This window comes from Flavobacterium sp. PLA-DH12, assembly GCF_059511845.1.
This window is the reverse complement of the sequence record NZ_JCAMPD010000014.1, coordinates 101,031-125,859: the sequence shown is the minus strand read 5'-3', so window position 1 is coordinate 125,859 and position 24,829 is coordinate 101,031. Positions and strand designations below refer to the sequence as shown.

General features: G+C 35.0%; 13 protein-coding genes. All 13 read left to right on the top strand.

Features of this window, described 5'->3' with window-relative positions; genetic code table 11:
- The coding region (locus AC5ZCW_RS21615) for a T9SS type B sorting domain-containing protein (RefSeq protein ID WP_496121669.1) at nt 1-4,986 on the top strand (4,986 nt) is incomplete at its 5' end.
- 47 nt (nt 4,987-5,033) lie between these two features.
- A complete protein-coding gene (locus tag AC5ZCW_RS21610; protein ID WP_343543134.1) occupies nt 5,034-5,945 on the top strand; it encodes a PorP/SprF family type IX secretion system membrane protein in 912 nt (303 codons plus the stop codon).
- An 8-nt stretch (nt 5,946-5,953) separates the two neighbouring features.
- Nucleotides 5,954-7,966: an OmpA family protein gene (locus AC5ZCW_RS21605; protein ID WP_496121667.1), complete on the top strand. Its 2,013-nt coding sequence runs from the start codon at nt 5,954-5,956 to the stop codon at nt 7,964-7,966.
- A 572-nt stretch (nt 7,967-8,538) separates the two neighbouring features.
- Nucleotides 8,539-8,964: a CBS domain-containing protein gene (locus AC5ZCW_RS21600; protein ID WP_177210944.1), complete on the top strand. Its 426-nt coding sequence runs from the start codon at nt 8,539-8,541 to the stop codon at nt 8,962-8,964.
- 154 nt (nt 8,965-9,118) lie between these two features.
- Nucleotides 9,119-11,410: an NADP-dependent malic enzyme gene (locus tag AC5ZCW_RS21595; RefSeq protein WP_343543132.1), complete on the top strand. Its 2,292-nt coding sequence runs from the start codon at nt 9,119-9,121 to the stop codon at nt 11,408-11,410.
- 77 nt (nt 11,411-11,487) lie between these two features.
- Nucleotides 11,488-12,069: a Holliday junction branch migration protein RuvA gene (gene ruvA / locus AC5ZCW_RS21590; protein WP_177210942.1), complete on the top strand. Its 582-nt coding sequence runs from the start codon at nt 11,488-11,490 to the stop codon at nt 12,067-12,069.
- Nucleotides 12,070-12,094: 25 nt separating this feature from the next.
- Nucleotides 12,095-19,324: a T9SS outer membrane translocon Sov/SprA gene (gene sov, locus AC5ZCW_RS21585; protein ID WP_496121664.1), complete on the top strand. Its 7,230-nt coding sequence runs from the start codon at nt 12,095-12,097 to the stop codon at nt 19,322-19,324.
- 86 nt (nt 19,325-19,410) lie between these two features.
- The gene (gene gcvH, locus AC5ZCW_RS21580) at nt 19,411-19,791 is read left to right on the top strand and encodes a glycine cleavage system protein GcvH (protein ID WP_177210940.1); all 381 of its coding nucleotides are present in this window, start codon (nt 19,411-19,413) and stop codon (nt 19,789-19,791) included.
- The gene (locus AC5ZCW_RS21575; RefSeq protein ID WP_281631156.1) at nt 19,784-20,167 is read left to right on the top strand and encodes a VanZ family protein; all 384 of its coding nucleotides are present in this window, start codon (nt 19,784-19,786) and stop codon (nt 20,165-20,167) included. The genes gcvH and AC5ZCW_RS21575 overlap by 8 nt, the downstream gene beginning before the upstream one ends.
- Nucleotides 20,168-20,281: 114 nt before the next feature.
- Nucleotides 20,282-21,025 carry a deoxyribose-phosphate aldolase gene (gene deoC, locus AC5ZCW_RS21570; RefSeq protein ID WP_496121661.1) on the top strand — a complete coding sequence of 248 codons (744 nt, stop codon included), beginning with the start codon at nt 20,282-20,284 and terminating at the stop codon, nt 21,023-21,025.
- 19 nt (nt 21,026-21,044) lie between these two features.
- Complete coding sequence (locus tag AC5ZCW_RS21565; RefSeq protein ID WP_496121660.1) at nt 21,045-23,168, top strand: energy transducer TonB; 2,124 nt, start codon at nt 21,045-21,047, stop codon at nt 23,166-23,168.
- A 158-nt stretch (nt 23,169-23,326) separates the two neighbouring features.
- A complete protein-coding gene (cyoE, locus tag AC5ZCW_RS21560; protein WP_281631159.1) occupies nt 23,327-24,229 on the top strand; it encodes a heme o synthase in 903 nt (300 codons plus the stop codon).
- Nucleotides 24,230-24,231: 2 nt separating this feature from the next.
- Complete coding sequence (locus AC5ZCW_RS21555; protein ID WP_177210935.1) at nt 24,232-24,819, top strand: cytochrome c oxidase subunit 3; 588 nt, start codon at nt 24,232-24,234, stop codon at nt 24,817-24,819.
- Nucleotides 24,820-24,829 lie beyond the last annotated feature (10 nt).

Below are 24,829 nucleotides of genomic sequence, written 5' to 3'. Positions count from 1 at the left end.
AGTTTCCCAATCGGAAACACGACAGTAACTTGGACGGCAAAAGATGCGGCAGGAAATACGCAGACCTGCACTCAGATAGTGACGGTTAATGACACCCAAAAACCTTCAATCACATGCCCAACGACAGTTTCAGTTTCTGCAGATGCGGATTCATGCGCTGCTACTGGAGTTGCTTTAGGGACTCCAACGGTATCGGACAACTGCACGGGAGCTGTAACGGTGACGAATGATGCTCCTCCAAGTTTCCCAATCGGAAACACGACAGTAACTTGGACGGCAAAAGATGCGGCAGGAAATACGCAGAGCTGCACACAAATTGTTAAAGTAATTGGTGCCATTGTTGCAAAAGATGATAGTATTTCTTCGTCAAATGGCGTAACTGGAGGAGTCGTTATTATTAATGTTTTTGATAATGATGTTTTAAATTGTAATAAAGTAAATATAGGAGATGTTGATGTTGCGGTAAATGGTACTGTACCGTCAGAGTTAATTTTCAATACTGTAAATGGTGCTGTTTCAGTAAAACCGAATACACCAACAGGTATTTATACATTTGATTATTCGATTTGTGAAATTGCTAATAGTGGAAATTGCAATACAGCTACAGTTAAAGTTGAAATTGTAAATGATTTAATCGCCGTTAAAGATGATTTCGGAACAAAATCTTCAGGATCAACGTCAGCAATTGTCGGAAATGTAAAATCAAACGATACTTTGGACGGAGCATTTGTTACGTCTGGCAATACAGTTGTAACTGTTGGTAGCAACGGGCCATTAAGCGTTGATGCAAATGGAGATGTGACTCTAGCGGCAAACACGCCAAGTGGAACCTACAGCACTACATACGAAATCTGCGAGAAAGATGCGAATCCATCAAACTGCAAGACAGCAGTTGCGGAAGTTAAAGTTGCAAATACAATAGACGCAGTACTAGATACTATTACTCCAATTAATGGAAACATTGGTGGAACAACAGTATCTCTAATAGAAAACGATACACTAAACGGTGATAAAGTAGTAATTGGAAGTAATTCAGGAGAAGTGACCATAAATATTGTTGGCACTTTACCATCTGGATTAACATTAAATACAAATGGAACTATTACAGTAGCTCCAGAAACTCCAAAAGGAAATTATAAGGTAGAATATACAATATGTGAAGTAGGTGCAGTTCCTGCAAACTGCGACTCGGTAACTATAACCGTACCGGTTACTGCAGGAAACCTTGTGGCAAACGAAGATGTTATCCCTTCAGTTTTAGGATCGAATGTTCCTCAGACATTGGGCAAAAACGTTTTTGACAATGACACAAAAAATTCGCAGCCGTTAAATCCTTCAGATGTTACGCTTAAAACTACAGCGGCAGATCCAAAAGGGTATCTGACTGTGGATGTAGACGGAAATATTGTTTTAGGCGCTAATCCGCCAGCGGGAGATTACGAGCTGACTTATGAAATCTGCGAGAAATTAAATCTGGACAACTGCAGTTCAAATACTGTGAAGGTAACAGTAGGAACTCCAGTAATCGATGCAGTTGAAGATGTGATAGCTTCAATAAATGGAAATATCGGAGGAACGACCATCTCATTAACAGCAAACGATAAATTAAACGGAAGCCCAATCGTAGTTGGAACAGGAGCGGGAGAAGTTAAGTTTGAAATCGTTGGAACGCTTCCAGTGGGACTTACATTAAATTCAGATTATACAATTACAGTTGCGCCAAACACGCCAAAAGGAAATTATAATGTAGAATATAAAATCTGCGAAAACACGAATCCAACAAACTGCGACTCCGTAACTATAACCGTACCGGTTACTGCAGGAAACCTTGTGGCAAACGAAGATGTTATTCCTTCAGTTTTAGGATCGAATGTTCCTCAGACATTGGGCAAAAACGTTTTTGAGAATGACACAAAAAATTCGCAGCCGTTAAATCCTTCAGATGTTACGCTTAAAACTACAGCGGCAGATCCAAAAGGATATATGACTGTGGATGTAGATGGAAATATTGTTTTAGGAGCTAATCCGCCAGCGGGAGATTACGAGCTGACTTATGAAATCTGCGAGAAATTAAATCTGGACAACTGCAGTTCAAATACTGTGAAGGTAACGGTAGGAACTCCAGTAATCGATGCAGTTGAAGATACGGTAAGTCCAATAAATGGAAATATCGGAGGAACAACAATTGCACTAACAGCAAACGATAAATTAAACGGAAGCCCAATCGTAGTTGGAACAGGAGCTGGGGAAGTTAAGTTTGAAATCGTTGGAACGCTTCCGGCAGGACTTACGTTAAATTCAGATCATACGATTACTGTTGCGCCAAACACGCCAAAAGGAAATTATAATGTAGAATATAAAATCTGCGAAAACACGAATCCTACAAACTGTGACTCGGTAACTATAACCGTACCGGTTACTGCAGGAAACCTTGTGGCAAACGAAGATCTTATCCCTTCAGTTTTAGGATCGAATGCTCCTCAGACATTGGGCAAAAACGTTTTTGAGAATGACACAAAAAATTCGCAGCCGTTAAATCCTTCAGATGTTACGCTAAAAACTACAGCTGCAGATCCAAAAGGATATCTGACTGTGGATGCAGATGGAAACATTGTTTTAGGCGCTAATCCTCCAGCGGGAGATTACGAGCTGACTTATGAAATCTGCGAGAAATTAAATCTGGACAACTGTAGTTCAAATACTGTGAAGGTAACGGTAGGAACTCCAGTAATCGATGCAGTTGAAGATGTGATAGCTTCAATAAATGGAAATATCGGAGGAACGACCATCTCATTAACAGCAAACGATAAATTAAACGGAAGCCCAATCGTAGTTGGAATAGGAGCAGGAGAAGTTAAGTTTGAAATCGTTGGAACGCTTCCAGCAGGACTTACGTTAAATTCAGATCATACGATTACTGTTGCGCCAAATACGCCAGCAGCAGATTATAATGTAGAATATAAAATCTGCGAAAACACGAATCCAACAAATTGTGATTCGGTAATTACAGTGGTAAAAGTTACAGGAGGAAATCTTGTGGCAAACGAAGATCTTGTGCCATCTGCAGTTGGAGTAAATGTCTCACAAACAGTAATCAACCTTTTTGATAATGATACTAAAGATGGAAATAAATTAGTGCCATCAGATGTTGATCTGAAAGTAACTCAAGCAGATCCAAAAGGATATTTAACTGTAGATACAGACGGAAATGTTGTACTAGCACCTAATGCACCTGCGGGAGAATATGAATTGACATATACAATCTGCGAAAAATTAAATCCAAATAATTGTGATTCAAATGTTGTAAAAGTTAGTGTAACTGAACCAAAAATGAATGTAACAGCAAACAGTTATTGTTCAAACAATGTTCCTTATGTTAATTATGCAGTTGCACCAGAAAATTTCACAGCACATAATTTATTAACTGTTAGATGGATTGATAGCAACAATAATGTTGTTGCAACTCAGACCAATCTGCCATTAAGTGGAAATATTTTATGGCCAGGAGCAGAGATTGACAGTAACCAAAATGGAATAGATTGGCCAGGATGGGTTTTAAATAACGGAATATGGGCAGAAGGAGCAGACGGATTTGAAGATACTAGAAATGGAGTAAAAATCGAATTTTCATTAAATCCAACCGTTACAGTTTCGGTTGCTTATCCGCCGGCTACGCCAGATTGTAATGCACGTCCAACATTTAGTATAAAAGCAAATAATGACGAGGCAGGACCAGTAAATGTAAAGAAAGGAGTAAATGCTAACATTAATATTTTTGAAAATGACTTATTAAATGGAGCAAAATTGAAGGCTTCAGATGTTATTTTATCAGTTCCGGTTGTACATCCAAATATTACGTTGAATGCAGACGGTTCAGTAAATATTGCGACAAATACGCCAGATGGGGTTTACGAACTAACGTATCAGATTTGTGAAGCTGCAAATACATCAAATTGCAGTCAGGCAGTAATTAAGATTACAGTTGATAATGTTGTAGACCCAGCTCCGCCAACAGAAAATAAAATTACTTTAAACAATGATAATGATGTTAGTGCTGACGGAATTAATGGCTCATTAGAATTTGTAAATGTTTTAGATAATGATTTGATAAACGGACAGCCAATAAATCCTGCGGATGTTATAATTAAGCCGTTAACAGATAGTCCATATTTTGAGTGGAATGCTGACGGAACGGTAAGTGTTAAGCCAAACACACCAGGAGGTAATTATCCTTTGACTTATCAGGTTTGCGAAAAAGCTAATGATACAAATTGTTCTACAGCAATGTTAAATGTTTTTGTTGAAGTTCCAGCTATTTCGGTTATCAAAACAGCAGTTTTCAATGACGAAAATAAGAGCGGTTTTGCAAATGCAGGAGAAACCATTACGTACAAATTTACAGTAACCAATACAGGAAATGTGCCACTTGTTGGAATCACATTAAGCGATCCGCTTCCTGGAGTAATGGTTTCAGGACAGTCACTTAATTTGGGCGTAAACGAATCTAATGATACCAATTTCACGGCGGTTTACAAAATCACTCAAGAAGATATTAATCGAGGAAGTGTGAGCAACCAGGCAACTGTAAAAGGAAGCAGTGTAAGAGGAGTTGTTGTCGAAGATCAGTCAGATGATTCAAGCAATAGTGGAGATAGTCCAACAGTTTTAGACTTAAACGGATGTTCGATTAAAGTAATGAACGCTTTCTCTCCAAATGGAGACAGTAAGAATGCAAGATTCTACATTAGAGGAATTGAATGTTATCCAGACAATACGGTTGAAATTTATAACCGTTGGGGAGTTCTGGTTTTCAGTATAGATCAGTACAACAATAACGATCGAGTTTTTGAAGGATATTCTAACGGACGTTCTACAATCAAACAAACAGATGGTCTTCCGGTTGGAACGTATTTCTATGTCTTAAAATACAAAGACAGTGCTCAGAAGTCTCACCAAGAATCTGGTTACTTATACCTTAATAAATAAAATGGAATACGGCTTAGTTAACCCTAAGCCGTTCTAAAGCTTAATAAATGAAAAAATTAATTTTAGTTTTTATGTTTTTTTCGATTGTGTCTAATGCGCAGCAAGATGCACAGTACACGCAATATATGTACAACACAATCGAAGTCAATCCAGCGTATGCAGGTTCAAGAGGAGCATTAAGCGTTTTTGGTTTATATCGTACACAATGGGTTGGATTAGATGGAGCACCCGAAACAAGCACGTTCTCGGTTAACACACCTTTAAGAAATAGTGATTTAGGACTTGGAGTTTCTTTGGTGAATGATAAAATTGGACCAACTGTAGAAAATACATTATCGGCAGATTTGTCTTATACTATTCCGACTTCAGAATCATGGAATTTATCTTTTGGTATAAAAGGTACTGCCAATCTTTTTAATATCGACATTAATAAGTTGAGTTATGAAGATCAGGATGATCCACAGTTTCAGAATCTTAAAAATAAATTCTCCCCAAATATTGGAGCAGGAATTTACTATCATTCAGACAGAGCTTACATCGGATTATCTGTTCCTAATTTTATAGAAACAAATCGTTATGATGCAGACGATGTGGCTATTTTCAAAGATAAAATCAATTATTATTTAATAGCAGGTTATGTATTTAATCTGGATCGTTTAGAATACATAAAATTCAAACCAGCATTAATGGCTAAAATGGTCGAAGGAGCACCGTTGCAAGTTGATGTCTCAGGAAATTTTATGTTTAATGACAAATTTGTTTTAGGGCTTGCTTATCGTTGGAGCGCATCTGTTAGTGCAATGGCAGGATTTCAAGTGACAAAAGGAATGTACATCGGTTATGGCTATGATCATGAAACTACACAATTAAGAAAATACAATTCTGGATCTCATGAGATTTTCTTAAGATTCGAATTCTTTAATAATTATAATAAAATGATATCCCCAAGATTCTTTTAATACAACCTATGAAAGCTATAAAATTAATTTTGATCTTTTTACTGTCTAGTTTTATTTCAAATGTGAATGCGCAAAACCCATTCACAACCATGAACATAAAATATGCAGATAAAAAATACGAAGAGTACGCTTACGCAGATGCAATAAAAGTTTATGAGACTTTGGTAAATGATCAGACTACCGACCAAGGAATAATTCAACGTTTAGCAAATTCATATTATTTTAATGGAGAATTAAAAAGCGCATTAAAATGGTACGAGCAATTATTTGTAATAAACGAAAATCAAGAAGCTGAGTATTTATATAGATATGCGCAATCTTTAAAATCAGTAGGCGATTATCGCAAGTCTGATGAGATTTTACAGAAATTCAATCAAAAGGCAACGGCAGAAAAAAGAGCAGATTTAATCAGGAATGAGAAAAATTATTTAGAAGAAATAAAAGAAAACTCAGGCCGATTTCAAATAGGTGACGCTGGAGTTAACTCAAGATATTCAGATTACGGAAGCGTTGTGTACAACAACAAAATTGTTTTTACTTCTGCCCGAGATACAGGCGGAGTTGTTAAGGCCAATTTTCAATGGACAAACAGATCGTTTTCTAGACTTTACGCAGCCGATTTAATGCCGGATGGAAGTGTTGGAAAACCTGAGCTTTTAGTAAAAAGAAAAAAAGACAATTTTAATGAGTCAAGTCCGATTTTTACTAAGGACGGGCGCACTATGTATTTTACCCGAAATAATTTTACTGATGGTAAAAGAAGAAGTAACGACAAAAATGTAACACTTCTTAAATTATACAAAGCTGAGCTTATCGATAACACATGGCAAAATGTAAAAGAACTTCCGTTCAATAGCGACCAATATAGTACGGCGCATCCAGCTCTAAGTGTCGACGAAAAAACATTGTACTTTGCATCAGATATGCCAGGAACGTTAGGTCTGTCAGATATTTTTAAAGTTGCAATTAATGAAGACGGAACTTTTGGAGCACCAGAAAATTTAGGTCCAGCAATTAATACCGAAGGAAGAGAAACTTTTCCGTTCATTTCTGGAGATAACGAATTGTATTTTGCAACTGATGGCCGTCCAGGTTTAGGCGGATTAGATATTTTTGCTTCGAGAATAAAAACGAACGGAATTTTTGATGAAGTTTTAAATGTTGGAGAACCAGTAAATAGTAAGCAAGACGATTTTGCTTTTAGTATTGACAGCAAAACTAGAAGCGGTTACTTTTCTTCAAACAGAGAAAGCGGACTTGGTTTGGATGATATTTACAGATTTACAGAAACAAGAAGATTAATCTGCGAGCAAAACTTATCGGGAACAGTTACCGATGCAGAAACAAATGAGATTTTGGCGAACACATCTTTGACTTTGTTTAATGAAAAATTTGATCCAGTTGGAACAATCACTACAGACGAAAAAGGAAACTACATTTTTCCTGATTTAAGATGTGGAAAAAAATACACGATTAGAACTGCTAAAAACGATTACAATGCCAAAGAAGTTGCAGTAACAATCCTTAAAGAAAAAGGAGAAACGACTCAAATGATTGCATTAAACAAAGTTTTTAAACCTCTTGTTGCAAAAACTGTAGCCATTAAAAAAACGACAATCAGTCCAGTAAAAGTGGGTTCGATAAGAGTGGGAGTAGATATAGCAAAACTATTAAATCTGCCAATGAATTTCTTTGATTTAGGTAAAGCAACAATCAAGAAAACATCTGAACCGCAATTGATGAAAGTAGTCAATCTTTTAAATGAATATCCAACAATGAAACTTGATATTCGTTCGCATACCGATAGCCGTTCTTCTTCAGAAAGCAATCAGATTCTTTCAGAAAAAAGAGCACAATCAACCAAAAACTGGTTAGTTCAAAAAGGAATTAGCGAAGATCGATTAAGCGCCAAAGGTTATGGAGAAACGCAATTAGTCAATAAATGTGCAGACGGAGTAAAATGTACAGAAAAAGAACACATGAAAAATAGACGAAGCGAGTTTATTATTGTATCAATGTAAAACATCTTCTTTATGAATTATAAAACCCCTTTTCTAAATTTTAGAAAAGGGGTTTTTGTTTAGAAATAATCCCTATGGGATAATGGTTTGGGGTGTGATAATTTTTTTTCTACCAATCAGTCACTCCTATCGGAGTGGTTTTTTACCCATTGTATATAATTCGAAACCCACTCCGCTAGGAGTGATTGGTCGGTAGTCCCAGCGAGACGAAATATTTATAGAAAAGATATTATATCCCATCCAAAAGCCCTAGCGGGGTGATATGTCGCTCCTCTGGAGCTTTTTTCTTTTGCCGTAATTTTTCGGCTATAAATATTATGCTCTGCTGGAGCATTTTAGAGATTAAAAAAATGAAAAAACCCCGCTGGGGGTTTCTCGTTGGTAAACGTTAAAAAATCTAAATTTCTTCAAAAAACAATTCTAAACAAATTCATTCTTTACACTATAAATTTGAAAATCTTAATTTTCATGTATTATGTTTAAAATGAATTGGTTATGATTTTAAAAAATCGATTTCGCTGCAAATTGTGTTGGTTTTTATTATAACTTTATAAAATCAAAAATTTTTCATTATGACTGTAGATCAAATACTTAAAGCAAAAGGAAGAAATGTTTATTCGATTTTCTCCAATTTAACGGTTTATGATGCGTTAAAAGTGATGGGAGAAAAAAACATTGGGGCAATTTTAGTTATGGATGATAATATTTTAAAAGGAATATTATCAGAGAGAGATTATGCTAGGAAAATTGTACTGAAAGATAAATCTTCTAAAGAAACTTTTGTTCATGAGATTATGGAAAGTCATGTTTTTACAGTAAAACTTTCAGATAATCTTGAAGATTGTATGGAACTTATGAGCGAAAAAAGAATAAGACACCTGCCTGTTTTAGAAGATGGAACAGTGGTTGGAGTAATTTCAATCAGCGATGTAGTGAAGGCAATTATAGAAATTCAGAAAGACACAATCAACCATTTGAATTCTTATATTTCTCAATAAAGCATACCTAAAAACGATAAAAATTCAAACGAGTCCAATTTCTATTGGACTTTTTCTATTTATTCGAATAAATTTTAGGAAAAGAAAACGCTAAAAAGACGCCATTTTAAAACAAGACTTATATCTTTGTAAGCTAGAATAAAAGCTAAAAACAATGAACAAAGAGAGTAAAAGAAGAGAAGCGTTACTGTATCACGCAGAACCAACTCCAGGAAAAATTCAGGTAGTTCCAACAAAAAAATATGCAACCCAGAGAGATTTATCATTGGCCTATTCGCCGGGAGTTGCAGAACCATGTTTAGAAATCGCAGCAAACAAAGAAGACGTTTATAAATATACAGCAAAAGGAAATTTAGTAGCCGTAATTTCAAACGGTACAGCTGTTTTAGGACTTGGAAATATTGGTCCAGAAGCAGGAAAACCTGTAATGGAAGGAAAAGGTTTATTGTTTAAAATTTTCTCAGACATTGATGTTTTTGATATCGAAATTGATACCGAAAATGTTGAAGAATTTATTCAGACTGTAAAAAATATTGCTCCAACTTTTGGAGGTATTAATCTTGAAGATATCAAAGCTCCAGAATCTTTTGAAATCGAAAGAAGATTGATCGAAGAATTGGATATTCCAGTAATGCACGATGACCAGCACGGAACAGCAATTATCTCTTCTGCAGCTTTAATCAATGCGCTTGAATTGGCAGGAAAAAAAGCAGAAGACGTAAAAGTAGTAGTTTCTGGAGCAGGATCTGCAGCAATTGCTTGTACAGATTTATACGTTTTACTTGGAGTAAAAGTTGAAAACGTTTTAATGTACAACAGTAAAGGGCTTTTAACTAAAGACAATCCTGCACTTTCAGATTTACAATTAAAATATGCAGTTAACGGACCTCAGATTCCTTTGGCTGAAGCTGTAAAAGGTGCAGATGTTTTCATCGGATTATCTTCTGGAGATATTCTTTCGCCAGAAATGTTGTTGACAATGTCTAACAATCCGATCGTTTTTGCAATGGCAAATCCAAACCCAGAAATCGATTATAATTTGGCTGTAGAAACTCGTAAAGATGTTATTATGGCTACGGGACGTTCAGATTTTCCTAATCAGGTAAATAACGTATTAGGTTTCCCTTATATTTTTAGAGGAGCACTAGATGTAAGAGCGACAAAAATCAACGAAGAAATGAAAATGGCGGCTGTAAAAGCTTTAGCTATTTTGGCAAAAGAACCAGTTCCAGAGCAAGTAAACGTAGCTTACGGTGCAATGAAACTTGGATTTGGACAAGAATATATCATTCCTAAACCTTTCGACCCTAGATTGATTACTGTTGTAGCTCCAGCGGTTGCAAAAGCAGCAATGGAATCTGGAGTAGCAAAAAATCCTATTACAGACTGGGCAGCTTATGAAGATCACCTTCGTGAGCGTATGGGTAATGATAACAAAATGGTGCGTTTGATTACTAACCGTGCAAAATTAGATCCGAAGAAAATTGTTTTTGCTGAAGCAGATCAATTAAACGTTCTAAAAGCAGCTCAAATTGTTTATGAAGACGGAATTGGATTCCCAGTTTTATTAGGAAACAAAGAAGTGATTTTAGAATTAAAAGCAGAACTTGGTTTTGATGCTGATCTTGAAATCATTGACCCTAAAACAGATGAAGAAACTGAAAGACGTAACAGATTTGCTAAATCATTTTGGGAAGCAAGAGGAAGAAGAGGGGTTTCTAAACTAGATGCAGAAAAATTCATGCGCGAAAGAAACTATTTTGCTGCAATGATGGTTAATGAAGGAGAAGCTGATGCAGTGGTTACAGGACATTCTAGAAGTTATCCTTCTGTTGTAAAACCAATGATGCAGTTAATTCCAAAAGCGCAAAATGCTTCGCTTATTGCAACCGCAAACATGATGCTTACATCTCGTGGTCCAATGTTTTTATCAGATACTGCAATAAACATTAATCCGTCTGCTCAAGATTTGATTAATATTGCGATTATGACTTCTAAAACAGCAAAAATGTTCGGAATTGAGCCTGTTATTGCAATGGTTTCATTCTCAAACTTTGGTTCTTCAACTAGCGAAAGCGCTTCAAAGGTTAGAGAAGCTGTAGCTTATCTGCATAAAAATCACCCAGAATTAATTGTTGATGGAGAAATTCAAGCAGATTTTGCTTTAAATCCAGAAATGCTTCAAGAAAAATTCCCTTTCTCTAAATTAGCAGGAAAGAAAGTAAATACCTTGATATTCCCTAATTTGGAATCGGCAAATATCACTTATAAATTATTAAAAGAATTGTATAAAGTGAATTCTATTGGACCAATTATGATGGGTATGGGCAAACCAGTTCACATTTTCCAATTAGGTGCAAGCGTAGAAGAGATGGTAAACATGGCAGCTATCGCTGTTATTGATGCACAAGAAAAAGAAAGTAAAAAGAATAAAATAACACAATAAATCTTCTAAGAGGGATTCAACATATTTGTCGTAGTTTTATGGCATTTTTGTTATATTTGATACTAAGAATTATATTTATGATAGCACATTTGCAAGGTAGATTAGTAGAAAAGAATCCTACAGAGGTTGTAATTGATTGTGGCGGAGTAGGTTATCAGGTAAACATATCGTTGCATACCTTCTCTTTAATTCCAAATTCTGAAAATATAAAATTGTATACGCATCTTCAAATTAAAGAAGATGCGCATACTTTATATGGTTTTGCCGAAAAATCGGAAAGAGAAATTTTTAGAATGCTGCTTTCTGTTTCAGGAATTGGAGCAGGAATTGCAAGAACAATGCTTTCGTCAATTGAACCAAAGCAAATTATAAACGCCATCGCATCTGGAGATGTAGGCGTAATCCAGTCTATAAAAGGGATTGGAAACAAAACGGCACAAAGAGTTATACTTGATTTAAAGGAAAAAGTTGTTAAATTATACGATATAGACGAAGTTTTTGCTGTTCAAAACAATAGAAATCGAGATGAAGCGTTATCTGCTCTAGAAGTTCTTGGCTTTGTGCGAAAAGCTTCTGAAAAAGTGGTAGAAAAGATTGTGAAAGAAGATCCTGAAGCTACCGCAGAAACAATTATCAAAAAGGCTTTAAAAAGTTTATAAATTTCATTTTATATAAAAGAATTCTATGCGTAAAATTTGTATTTTGTTGCTGGTATTACTCTGCGGTAATGTTTTGCGTGCACAGGTTACACCGGTAGCTCAAGATACAACAAAAACTCAATTTTCAGTAGGTAAGATAGATATCGAAGATCCGCCAAGTGTACTTTCGGCATATAGATACGATCCTATTACAGACCGTTATATTTACACCACTTCAGTAGATGGTTTTTCTATTAATTACCCTTTAATTTTAACTCCAAAAGAATACGAAGATTTAGTTCTAAAAGAATCGAGGCGAAATTATTTTAGAAAAAAATCGGATGCTATTGACGGTAAAAAAGCTGGAGCCGAAGCAGCAAAAAAAGATTTATTACCAAGATATTATATCAACTCGAGTTTATTCGAAAGCATCTTTGGAAGTAATACCATAGATGTAAAGCCCACAGGTTCAGTAGAAATGGACTTGGGTATGCGTTACACAAAACAAGATAATCCTTCATTTTCGCCAAGAAACAGATCTTCCCTAACTTTTGATTTTGACCAAAGAATCAGTATGAGTTTAATGGGGAAAATTGGAACCCGTCTTGAAGTAAATGCCAACTACGACACTCAATCAACATTTGCTTTTCAAAACTTATTTAAACTAGCTTATACACCTTCAGAAGATGATATTGTTCAGAAAGTTGAGGTGGGTAATGTGAGCATGCCTCTTAATAGTACGCTTATTCGAGGTGCTCAAAGTTTATTTGGGGTCAAAGCGCAACTGCAATTTGGTAAAACAACTGTTACAGGAGTTTTCTCAGAACAAAAGTCTCAAACCAAAAGTATAGTCGCAGAAGGTGGAGGAACTGTACAAAACTTTGATTTATTCGCATTAGATTACGATAATGACCGACATTTCTTCTTGTCACAATACTTTAGAAACAAGTATGATACTTCATTAAAAAACTATCCATTAATAGACAGCCGTGTTCAAGTTACAAGGATTGAAGTTTGGGTAACCAATAAGCAGAATAGAATAACGACAGGAAATAATAACTTAAGAAATATTATTGCGCTTCAGGATTTAGGAGAAGGTCAGGTTTCTGGGGTTCCGGACAACCAAGTGGTTGTAATTACAGATCCAACGGGTTTCTTTAATAATCCTGTTGACTCCCCTACAGATAACACGAACAATAAATATGATCCTGCAGCAATTGGAAAACCTGGAAGTTATTTAAATTCTAATATTAGGGAAATTGTAACAGCAAAATCAGGATTTAATAATGCCAACGTAAATGAAGGTACAGATTACTCTGTTCTAGAAAATGCTAGAAAATTAACAACACAAGAATATACTTTTAATGCACAGTTAGGTTATATCTCATTGCAACAGCGTTTGGCCAATGACGAAATTTTGGCAGTTGCGTTTGAATATACTGTTGGAGGAAAAGTGTACCAAGTTGGGGAATTTGGAAGTGATGGTGTAGATGCAACTGTGGTTACAGGAAACAACAATGCCAATCAGGCAATTGTTACGCAGAGTTTGGTATTGAAAATGCTGAAAAGCAGTTTGACAAACGTACAGAATCCAGTTTGGAACTTGATGATGAAAAACGTGTATCAAATTCCGCAGGCATACCAAATCAAACAAGAAGATTTTAGGCTGAATATTCTTTATACAGATCCTTCACCAATAAATTATATAACACCAGTTCAAGGAACTCTTTTTCCTGACGATGATCCTGTAAATCCTAATCCAAGTAATTATTACATTACAAAGACACCATTGCTAAATGTTTTTAACTTAGATCAGTTAAATTACAATAATGACCCACAAAAAGGCGGAGATGGTTTCTTTGATTATGTTCCAGGTGTTACCGTAGATGTGCAGAATGCACGAATTATTTTCACCACAAAAGAACCTTTTGGAGAACTTTTATTTAAGAAACTTCAAATTACTGGTTCAGCAGAGAATTATAACGATCCAACTACATATAACCCGAACCAGAAGAAATACGTTTTTAGGAACATGTATAAGAATACTCAGGCGGGGGCTTTGCAGGATAGTGATAAAAACAAATTCTTATTAAGAGGAAAATACAAATCTTCGGGCAGTAACGGTATTCCTATTGGTGCTTTCAACGTGCCGCAGGGATCTGTAGTGGTAACAGCTGCCGGAAGAGTTTTAGTAGAAGGTATTGATTATAGTGTAGATTATCAATTAGGAAGAGTGCAGATATTAGATCCATCACTTCAGGCTTCTAATACCCCGATTGAAGTTTCGTTAGAAAACAATTCAATCTTTGGACAGCAAACCAGAAGATTTATGGGATTCAATATTGAACATAAAATTTCTGAAAAATTTGTTGTTGGAGGAACGTTTTTAAAAATGACAGAACGTCCTTTTACGCAAAAATCAAGTTATGGGCAAGAATCTGTAAATAATACTATTTTTGGTTTCAACGGAAATTATGCAACAGAAGTTCCATTTTTAACAAGATTGGCTAATAAACTGCCAAATATAGATACAGATGTTCCTTCTAATCTTTCGATTCGCGGAGAAGTAGCATTTTTGAAACCCGATGCTCCAAAAGCAAGTGATTTTGAAGGTGAAGCAACTATTTATATCGATGATTTTGAAGGTACTCAGACTACAATTGATATGAGGTCTGCGTATGCTTGGAGTTTGGCTTCAACACCATTTATTACTTCAGCGACAGATAATACTTTCAATGCCAGCTCAAATACTTTAGAGTATGGTTATAAACGTGCTAAGCTGTCTTGGTATACTATTGATCCGATTTTCTATACTTCAAAACCTTCAGGAGTTTCAAATGATGATTTGTCTTTAAACTCAACAAGAAGAATTTACAGTAAAGAACTTTATCCAAATACAGATATTGCACAGGGACAAATTCAGGTAGTTAATACGCTCGATTTAACGTATTATCCTTCTGACAGAGGACCATATAATAATAACCCAAATTTTGCTTCAAGCAATCCGGCTGGCAATTTTGGAGGAATTATGCGTTCGCTTAACTCTACTAACTTTGAGCAAGGAAATGTCGAGTACATTCAGTTTTGGGTATTGGATCCTTATGTTGGTACAGGACAAGCTCAGTCAACTAATAACGGAAAAATCTATTTCAATTTAGGTGAGGTTTCTGAAGACGTTCTAAAAGACGGAAGAAAACAGTATGAGAATGGTTTGGGGCCAGATCAGATTATGGTGAACCCGCAACCTATTTGGGGAGACGTTCCAGCATCTCAATCATTGATTTACGCATTTGATACTAATCCAGACAATCGTAAAAATCAGGATGTTGGTTTAGATGGTCTGCCAGATGTAAAAGAAGGATCAATTTACACCAATTATGCAGGAGAACCAGATCCCGCTGCCGATAACTATAAATACTTCTTAAATGAAGAAGGAGGCGTTTTACAGCGTTATAAAAGATACAACGGAACAGAAGGGAATTCTGCTGTAAGCGTTGATGATCCAAACCGTGGTTCTACAACTCTTCCAGATGTTGAAGATATCAATCGTGATAATACCATGAGTACAATCAATGCTTATTATGAGTATAGTATTGATGTAAAGCCAGGCATGCAGGTTGGTGAAAATTATATCACAGATATTAGAGAGGTTCAAAACGTAGAACTTCCAAATGGAGGTTCAACCAATGCAAGATGGATTCAATTTAAAATTCCTGTTTCAAAACCTCAAAATACTATTGGGAATATTACCGACTTTAGATCGATTCGTTTCATGCGTATGTTCATGACTGGATTTAATGATCAAATGACAGTTCGTTTTGGAGCTTTAGATTTAGTTCGTGGAGAGTGGAGAAAGTATACAGGAACACTAGATGCAAATGATACAAATCCTGATGATGACGGAACCCAGTTTGATGTTGCGGCAGTAAACATTCAAGAAAACGGTACCAAATGTCCAGTTAACTATGTTATTCCACCAGGAGTTCAAAGAGAGCAATTGTATAATAATAATACGATTATCAATCAAAATGAACAGTCTTTAGCAGTTCGAATTGCAGGTACAGGATTAGAATATCAAGATTCTAGAGCAGTTTTCAAAAATGTAAGCGTTGACATGCGTCAGTACAAAAAATTGAAAATGTTCCTTCATGCTGAATCGCTTCCAAATGAAAATCAGCTTTTAGACGATGAGATGATCGGATTTATCCGTTTTGGTAACGATTTTACACAGAACTTTTACCAAGTTGAAATTCCATTAAAAGTAACGAGAACGGGCGGATCTTGTACTATTAGTCCAGATCAAGTTTGGCTTGAAGAGAATAATATTGATTTGGTTCTATCTCTATTGACAAGAATGAAGATTTTGGGAATGAATATAGATATTAATTCGCCAAAGAGAGATATAAATGGTATTTATTATCCAGACCGAGATCCAGATGTACAGGGTGGTGACCAAGACGCTAAGTTAACTTTGGGGATTAAAGGAAATCCTAATTTTGGATTGGTTCGAAATTTAATGGTCGGAGTAAAAAGTGCAGCAAACCATAAAGATATTATGGGAGAAGTTTGGTTTAACGAACTTCGTATGTCTGATTTAGAAAACAAAGGAGGTATGGCTGCATTACTGAATGTAGATACCAATATGGCCGATTTGATGACATTGTCTGCTTCTGGTAAAAAGAGTACAATTGGTTTTGGTTCTCTTGAGCAGGGAGCAAACGAAAGAGATCGTGAAGATATTCAGCAGTACAACATTGTAACCAATATAAATTTAGGAAAACTGTTGCCTCCAAAATGGGGCATTAATCTTCCATTCAATTATGCAATCGGAGAGGAAGTTATTACGCCAGAATACGATCCGTTTAATCAGGATATTAAGTTAGATCAATTGATCGCAGAGACTACAGATCCAGTAGAAAAAGAAAATATTAGAACACGTGCAGTTGATTACACTAAACGTAAGAGTATTAACTTTATTGGGGTAAGAAAAGATAGAGCGCCAGAACAGAAACCACATGTTTATGATGTAGAAAACTTTACTTTTTCTCAATCGTACAATCAGGTAGAAAGACACGATTATGAGGTTGAAAATTACAACGACGAACAATCGAATACTGCAGTAAATTATGCTTATACATTCCAGCCAAAAGAGGTAGTGCCATTTAAGCAGACCCAATTCATGAAAAAAAGCGATTATTGGAAAATGCTAAGTGATTTTAATTTTAATTATCTTCCTTCAAATATTTCGTTTAATACCAATATTTTGAGACAAAGTAACCGTCAGCAGTACAGACAGGTCGAAAACGTGGAGGGTATTGGACTTGACCCGCTTTATAGAAGAAATTTTGCGTTTAATTATCAATATGGTTTTGGATTTAATTTGACAAAATCATTAAAATTAAATTATACAGCAGCTTCTAATAATATTGTTAGAAACTTCTTAAATGACGATAATACACCAAAAGAAGATTTTAATATTTGGGATGATTATTTTGATATTGGTATACCAAATCAGCACTTACAGCAGTTGGTTCTGAATTATGATATTCCAATTAATAAAATTCCAATATTTAGTTTTGTAAAAGCCACTTATTCTTATACTGCTGATTACAACTGGCAGCGTTCTTCAACAGCAATGTCTCAATATGTTGATGACAGTGGAATGTCTTGGAATTTAGGAAATACGATTCAAAATGCGAATTCAAATACTTTTTCGACGACATTAAATATGAATACATTGTATAAATATTTGGGTTTAACGCCAGGCTCAAAACCAGCAAAAACTACAAAACCAGCTGCGCCACCAAAACCAGGAGAGAAGATTGTAAACACGGCTAAACCAGTTACAAGCAGTAATCCTTTTTATGATGGTTTAATCGGGGTTTTAACGAGTATTAAAAACGTTCAGATTAACTACACAAAAAATAGCGGAACAGTTTTACCAGGATATATTCCAGGTGTAGGTTTCTTTGGAACCTCTAAACCTTCATTAGGATTCGTATTTGGTAGTCAGGATGATGTGCGTTTTGAAGCTGCAAAAAATGGTTGGCTGACAAGTTATCAGAATTTCAATCAGAACTTCACGCAGGTAAGCAACAAGCTGTTGAAAGTAACAGCAAACGTAGATTTGTTGCCTGATTTGAAAATTGATTTAGCAATGGATCGCGCTTATTCTGAGAATTCATCAGAACAATATACGGTTAGAGATTCTATTGGAGGATTATATTATAAGCCATTATCGCCATATACTTATGGAATGTTTTCTATTTCAACGGTATTAATTAAAACGTCCTTCTCTACAAGTACAGAAACTGTGTCGTCTGCATTTGATGATTTTAGAAGCAATCGTTTGGTTATTGCAAATCGTTTGGCAGAGGAACACTATGGTGGAGGAGTAATTCCAAGATATGGAGATGCTAATAATCCAATTCCGGCTGAAACAGATCCTAATTATAAAATATATGTTGCCAATGAAGGGTATCCAATTGGTTTCTCAAAAAGTAATCAAGCTGTTTTGCTGCCTTCGTTTATGGCGGCTTATACAGGAGCAGATGCTTCGAAGAGTTCGACAGGTATTTTTAGAAGTTTCCCTATTCCGAATTGGAATATTAAATATAATGGTTTAATGCGTTATAAGTATTTTAAAGATCATTTTAGACGTTTTTCATTGCAGCACAATTATAGAGCATCGTATACAATTAGCCAGTTTAGATCTAACTTTGATTATTTAGAGAATCCAACAGGACAGGATGTAAATACTAACTTCTTTAATAAAACGATTATGTCTAATGTTAACTTAGTAGAGCAGTTTAGTCCGTTGATGAGAATTGATTTTGAATTGAAAAATTCATTCCGTTTATTGACCGAAGTTAAAAAAGATCGCGCTTTGTCTATGAGTTTCGATAATAATTTATTGACAGAGGTTAGAGGAGTAGAATACGTAGTAGGAGTAGGATATCGTTTTAAAGATGTGATTATTTCGTCTAGATTGGCAGATAATCCGACGGGAATTATTAAAAGTGATATCAATATAAAAGCCGATTTTTCATATCGAAATAACGAAACTCTAGTTCGCTATTTAGATTACGATAATAATCAGCTGGCAGCAGGACAGAATATATGGACGTTGAAATTGACGGCAGATTATGCTTTCAGTAAAAACTTAACGGCAATATTCTATTATGACCATTCGTTCTCGAAAGCAGTTATTTCAACTTCTTTCCCTTTAACGAATATCAGATCAGGTTTCACACTTCGTTATAATTTCGGAAATTAAATTTGAGTTTCTAAACTAGATTTTATTAGAAGATTATTACATTTGTGGCTTAAATTTTAAACAATCAATTTTCAAACACAACTATTATGAGCATACCAGCAAATTTAAAGTACACAAAAGATCACGAATGGGTTAGCATTGAAGGAGATGTTGCGACAGTAGGAATTACTCATTTTGCACAAAAGGAGTTAGGAGATATCGTGTATGTTGAAGTAGAAACTTTAGACCAGACACTAGATAAAGATGAGGTTTTTGGAACAGTTGAAGCTGTAAAAACAGTTTCTGATTTATTTTTACCATTAACAGGTGAAATCATTGCTTTTAATGAAGAATTAGAAAGTGCTCCTGAAACAGTAAATTCAGATCCTTATGGAGCTGGATGGATGATTAAAATTAAAATTGCTGATGCATCAGAAATTGACTCTCTATTATCTGATCAAGCTTATAAAGATTTAATCGGTGCCTAAACAACTCTTATTAATTTGGGCAATTATCTGCTCAGGAATTATTACTTATTTTTGTTTGACAGATTCAAGTAATATACCAGCGGTTAATTTTCCGAGTATTGATAAAATTGTTCATTTCTGTTTTCATTTTGGATTTACGATTTCGTGGATTTTATTTTTCAAAAAAGAATTAAAAGGAAAAGATGCAGATGACTATAAAGCATATTTGATTTCTTTCATATTTTCTGTCTTTTTTGGAATCACAATCGAAATTCTTCAAAGTGCTCTTACGGTAACAAGATCATCAGATGTTACAGATATATTAGCAAATGCGCTAGGAGCTGTTGTGGCAGTTTTTTCAGCAATAGCTTTTAAAAGGCAAATCGATAAAATATAATTTTAGAAACCCACTTCGGTGGGTTTTTTATTACAAGAAAATCAAGCACTTAAAAGCTATGTTTTTTCAATATAAAATGTACTTTTGTGCTGGTTTTGTGCAACTTCTATCAAAATGAATGTAAAGCAATATTTGGACTCAACGTATTTGAAAACTGCATCGCAAGCTGGTCTTTCGGAAGCAGAAAATACTATTGTGGTCAAAAATGCAATTGCCGAAGCAATTCATGAAGGTTTCAAACTAATTATGATTCGCCCAGAATATGTTGCTCTGGCAAAAAAAATGATTATCGAAGCCAATTCTGTTCTATTAGTCGGAACCGTAATTGATTTTCCAGAAGGGAAATCAAGTCTTGAAGACAAAATTAAAGAAGCTAATGAGGCTATTGCTAATGGAGCTGACGATTTAGATTTTGTATGCAACTACGAAGCATTTAAAAATGGTGATCTCGATTTAGTGAAAAAAGAAATCTTAATCGGAACACAGATAGGTTTAGCAAACGATAAAACCGTAAAGTGGATTATTGAAGTTGCTGCCTTAACAGATAAAGAAATTATTCAGCTATCGTCTTTAATAAAACATGTTGTAGTATCTAATTTTAAAGAAGACGATTTTGAATCTGTTTTTGTAAAATCTTCTACTGGTTTTTACAAAACAGACGATGGTGCTCCAAATGGAGTGACAGTCCCAACTATAATTATGATGCTTGAAAATGCTTCGCCACTTTCAATAAAAGCAGCAGGCGGAGTCCGTTCATTTGAAGAAGCGGCAGAAATGATTCGTTTAGGAGTAAAACGAATTGGAACTTCGGCTGCAAAAGCAATTGCTAATGGGGAAATTTCCCCAAACCAATATTAAATAAATACCCAGATTTTAAGTGAATAAGTTTTTTTTGTCCCTTGTTTTAATTTTTTCTTTTTTTATTCTTTCCGCTCAGCAAAATGGTAATTCTTCAATTCAGTCGGGTTTCACTGCAGAAATGTTTCCGGTTTTTCCTAACTGCGAAAATTTGGAAGCCAAAAAATTAGAAACCTGTTTTTATAAAGAAGTGCAGGATTTTGTATTTAACAATTTTCAAGTTCCTCAGAAATTAAAACAAAACAATTATAAAGGAGCAGTAAAATTGCTTTTTGAAGTAAATGCAGAAGGAGAATTTAAAGTGATTTATGTTTCTTCAGAAACGGAAGAATTGTCTGAAGAGGCAAAGAGAGTTTTTGGTACATTTCCAAAAATAAAACCTTCGACTTATAACGGAAAACCTACGTATTCTAAATATACGATTTCTATTGATATACCGCTAAAAAGTGCAGCACAGCTTGCCGCAGAAGCTCAAGCAGCAGCAGAAATTTTAAAACCAGCCGAAAAACCAATGACAGAGTTGGATAGTATTGTCTATAAAAAATACAATAATCCAGAATTTGATAGCCATTTAAATATTCCTTTTTCGCACAGTTATTATGCGCAGTTTGATGCTGCAATGAATCAGGTTGGAAGCAATAATCATACGGCATCTAAGCCTTATACTTATGCTGAGGTTTCAAAATATTATAATTTGAGAGCAGTAAATGAATCGTTACAGAAAAAAATATCAACTTGGCTGGGAAGAAAATGGTGGAATGAAAATTTAGTGCAGATTCAGGGAGAAGATTATTGGTTTGCCTTAAATCCAATTGTGGATTTACAAATGGGTAAAGCTTCAGATCTTGATGCGTCTTACACTTACGTGAACACGCGAGCGCTTAACTTTAGAGGTGGCTTAGGGAAACAAATCAACTTTACAACTACATTTTTTGAGAGCCAGGGAAGATTTGCAGGATATTTTAACGATTATGCGGAATCGATTAAGCCTTCAGGAGGAAACCCTGCAATAATTCCAGGAGTTGGAATTGCAAAAAGATTCAAGACAGATGCTTATGATTTTCCTTTAGCAGAAGCGAATATTACCTTTGCACCAGGAAAAATATTTGATTTTCAATTGGGTTATGGTCGAAATTTTATAGGGGATGGTTATCGTTCTTTGTTAGAAAGCGATGGAGCAAGTCCGTACCCATATTTTAAATTGAATACTAAATTTTGGAAAATCAAATACACTAATACGTATATGTGGATGAAAGACGTTCGTCCAGAAGTAACAGCTGAGAAAACGTATGCAACTAAATTTATGGCAAATCACTATTTGAGTTGGAATGTTTCTAATAGAGTCAATTTAGGTTTTTTTGAATCTGTAGTTTGGACGAATTCAAACAACAGAGGTTTTGATGCTAATTTTGTTAACCCGATTATTTTTTACCGTGCAGTAGAATTTGGTTCTTCATCTAAAAGCGGAAATGCGCTTTTAGGAATTACTGGAAAATACAAATGGAATAATAGTGTAAATCTGTATTCGCAATTCTTGATCGATGAATTTTCTGTTTCTGATGTTGGAGCGGGAAATCAAAGTTGGAAAAACAAATTCGGATTTCAACTTGGGGCAAAATATTTCAATGCCTTTAATGTAAAAGATTTGCTAGTGCAGGTGGAATTTAATAGAGTACGTCCTTATGTTTACTCGCATAGTGCTGTCATTACAAATTATGGACACAATAACCAGAGTGTTGGACACCAATGGGGAGGAAATTTTAAAGAACTTGTTGCAATTGCTAGATATCATAAAGGCCGTTGGCTTGCCGATGCAAAATTGACAGTTGGAACAAGAGGTTTGGATTTCGATACTGCGGAAGACTCTTATAACTATGGAGGAAATATTTATAAAATTTATGATGAGAAACGTCCGTATGATACAGGCGTAAAAATTGGACAGGGAAATAAAACGAATGTTTTTATTGCAGATATTCAAGGTGGTTATTTGATTAATCCGATGACCAATTTGAAACTGTTTGGAAGTTTGATCTATAGAAATTTTGATCCGACTCAAGAAACGGCAGCAACTTTTAAACAAAGTACCACTTGGTTTAGCATTGGTTTACGTTCAGATATTTTTAATTGGTATTTTGATTACTAGTATTTTTAATAAGATTTTTCGAAATAATAGTGTTAAAGAATGCTGAGATCTTAATTTGCAAAGGTTTTATTGAAAAAAATCTATTTTTATAGGCTTAAATTCTACAATCTAATTTGTACATTTGCACCACTCAAAAAAAATACACAAAAACAACGGTATTGAACGCTGCAAAAAATACATTATCAATCAAATCAATATTTCTAGATTTTAAAGAGATTACTAAAGCTGGTTTAGCTATTAGTGTATTATTCTCTTCTATCGCTGGATATTTATTAGGAGTAGATTCTGAGCATCCTTTCAAATGGAGTGTTTTGGCTGTTTTGGCAGTTGGAGGTTATTGTATGGTAGGAGCTTCAAACGCTTTTAATCAAGTAATCGAAAAAGATATCGATTCTTTGATGGATCGTACTAAAAATCGTCCAGTTCCATCAGGGCGTATGTCTCCAAAAGTAGCTCTTCTGGTAGCAAGTCTTTTGACAATTTTAGGAATCGCACTTCTTTATACTATAAACGCAAAGTCAGCAATGTTTGCTGCAATTTCTATATTTCTTTATACAAGTGTTTATACACCATTAAAAACAGTAACTTCGTTGTCTGTTTTTGTTGGAGCATTTCCTGGAGCAATTCCGTTTATGCTGGGTTGGGTAGCAGCAACTGGCGAATTTGGTATAGAAGCAGGAACTTTATTTTTAATTCAATTTTTTTGGCAGTTTCCTCATTTCTGGTCTATTGGGTGGTTTTTGTATGAAGACTATGAGAAAGCGGGAATTTTTATGCTTCCGACGGGTAAAAAAGATAAAGGAACTGCATTACAAATAATATTGTATACAATTTGGCTTATAATAGCATCGTTATTACCTGTGTTAGGTTTTACAGGGCAATTGTTTATTTCTCCAATTGCAGCGGTTTTAGTCTTTCTATTAGGGATTTGGATGCTTTTCTATGCAGTTCGTTTGTATCGATTAAGAACTGCGAAAGCAGCGAGAACATTAATGCTAGTAAGCGTTTCTTATATTTCGCTGTTGCAAATTGTATTTATAATAGATAAATTTTTAAGATAGTTATGGAAATGACATTAAAAACAAATGAAGAACAAGTAAGGAAATCAAAATCAGCAAAACTGATTCTGCTTTTCGCAATGGTTAGCATGACCATGATGTTTGCTGGTCTGACAAGTGCATTTGTAGTAAGTAAATCAAGAGCAGACTGGTTGAAGAATTTTGAACTTCCTTCGGCGTTCTATTGGAGTACAGCCGTAATCATTGCATGTAGTGTTACTTTTCACCTGGCAAAAAAAGCCATTCAAAAAGATAATAGAAGTGCAGTTACAGGATTGCTTCTTGGAACTTTGGCTTTAGGAATTTTATTTGTGGTATTACAATTCAAAGGATTTGGACAAATCGTTGCTGAAGGGTATTACTTTACTGGAGAAGGTAGTTCAATTACTACAACTTTTCTTTATGTGGTAACAGTTACACACCTGTTGCACTTAGCTGGCGGATTAATTTCACTTTTAATTATAATTTATAATCATTTTAAACAAAAATACAATTCGACTCAAACTCTTGGGATAGAGCTAGGTGCGATGTATTGGCACTTTTTGGATTTATTATGGGTATATTTATTTTTATTTTTATATTTCTTTAAATAAGAAAAAAACG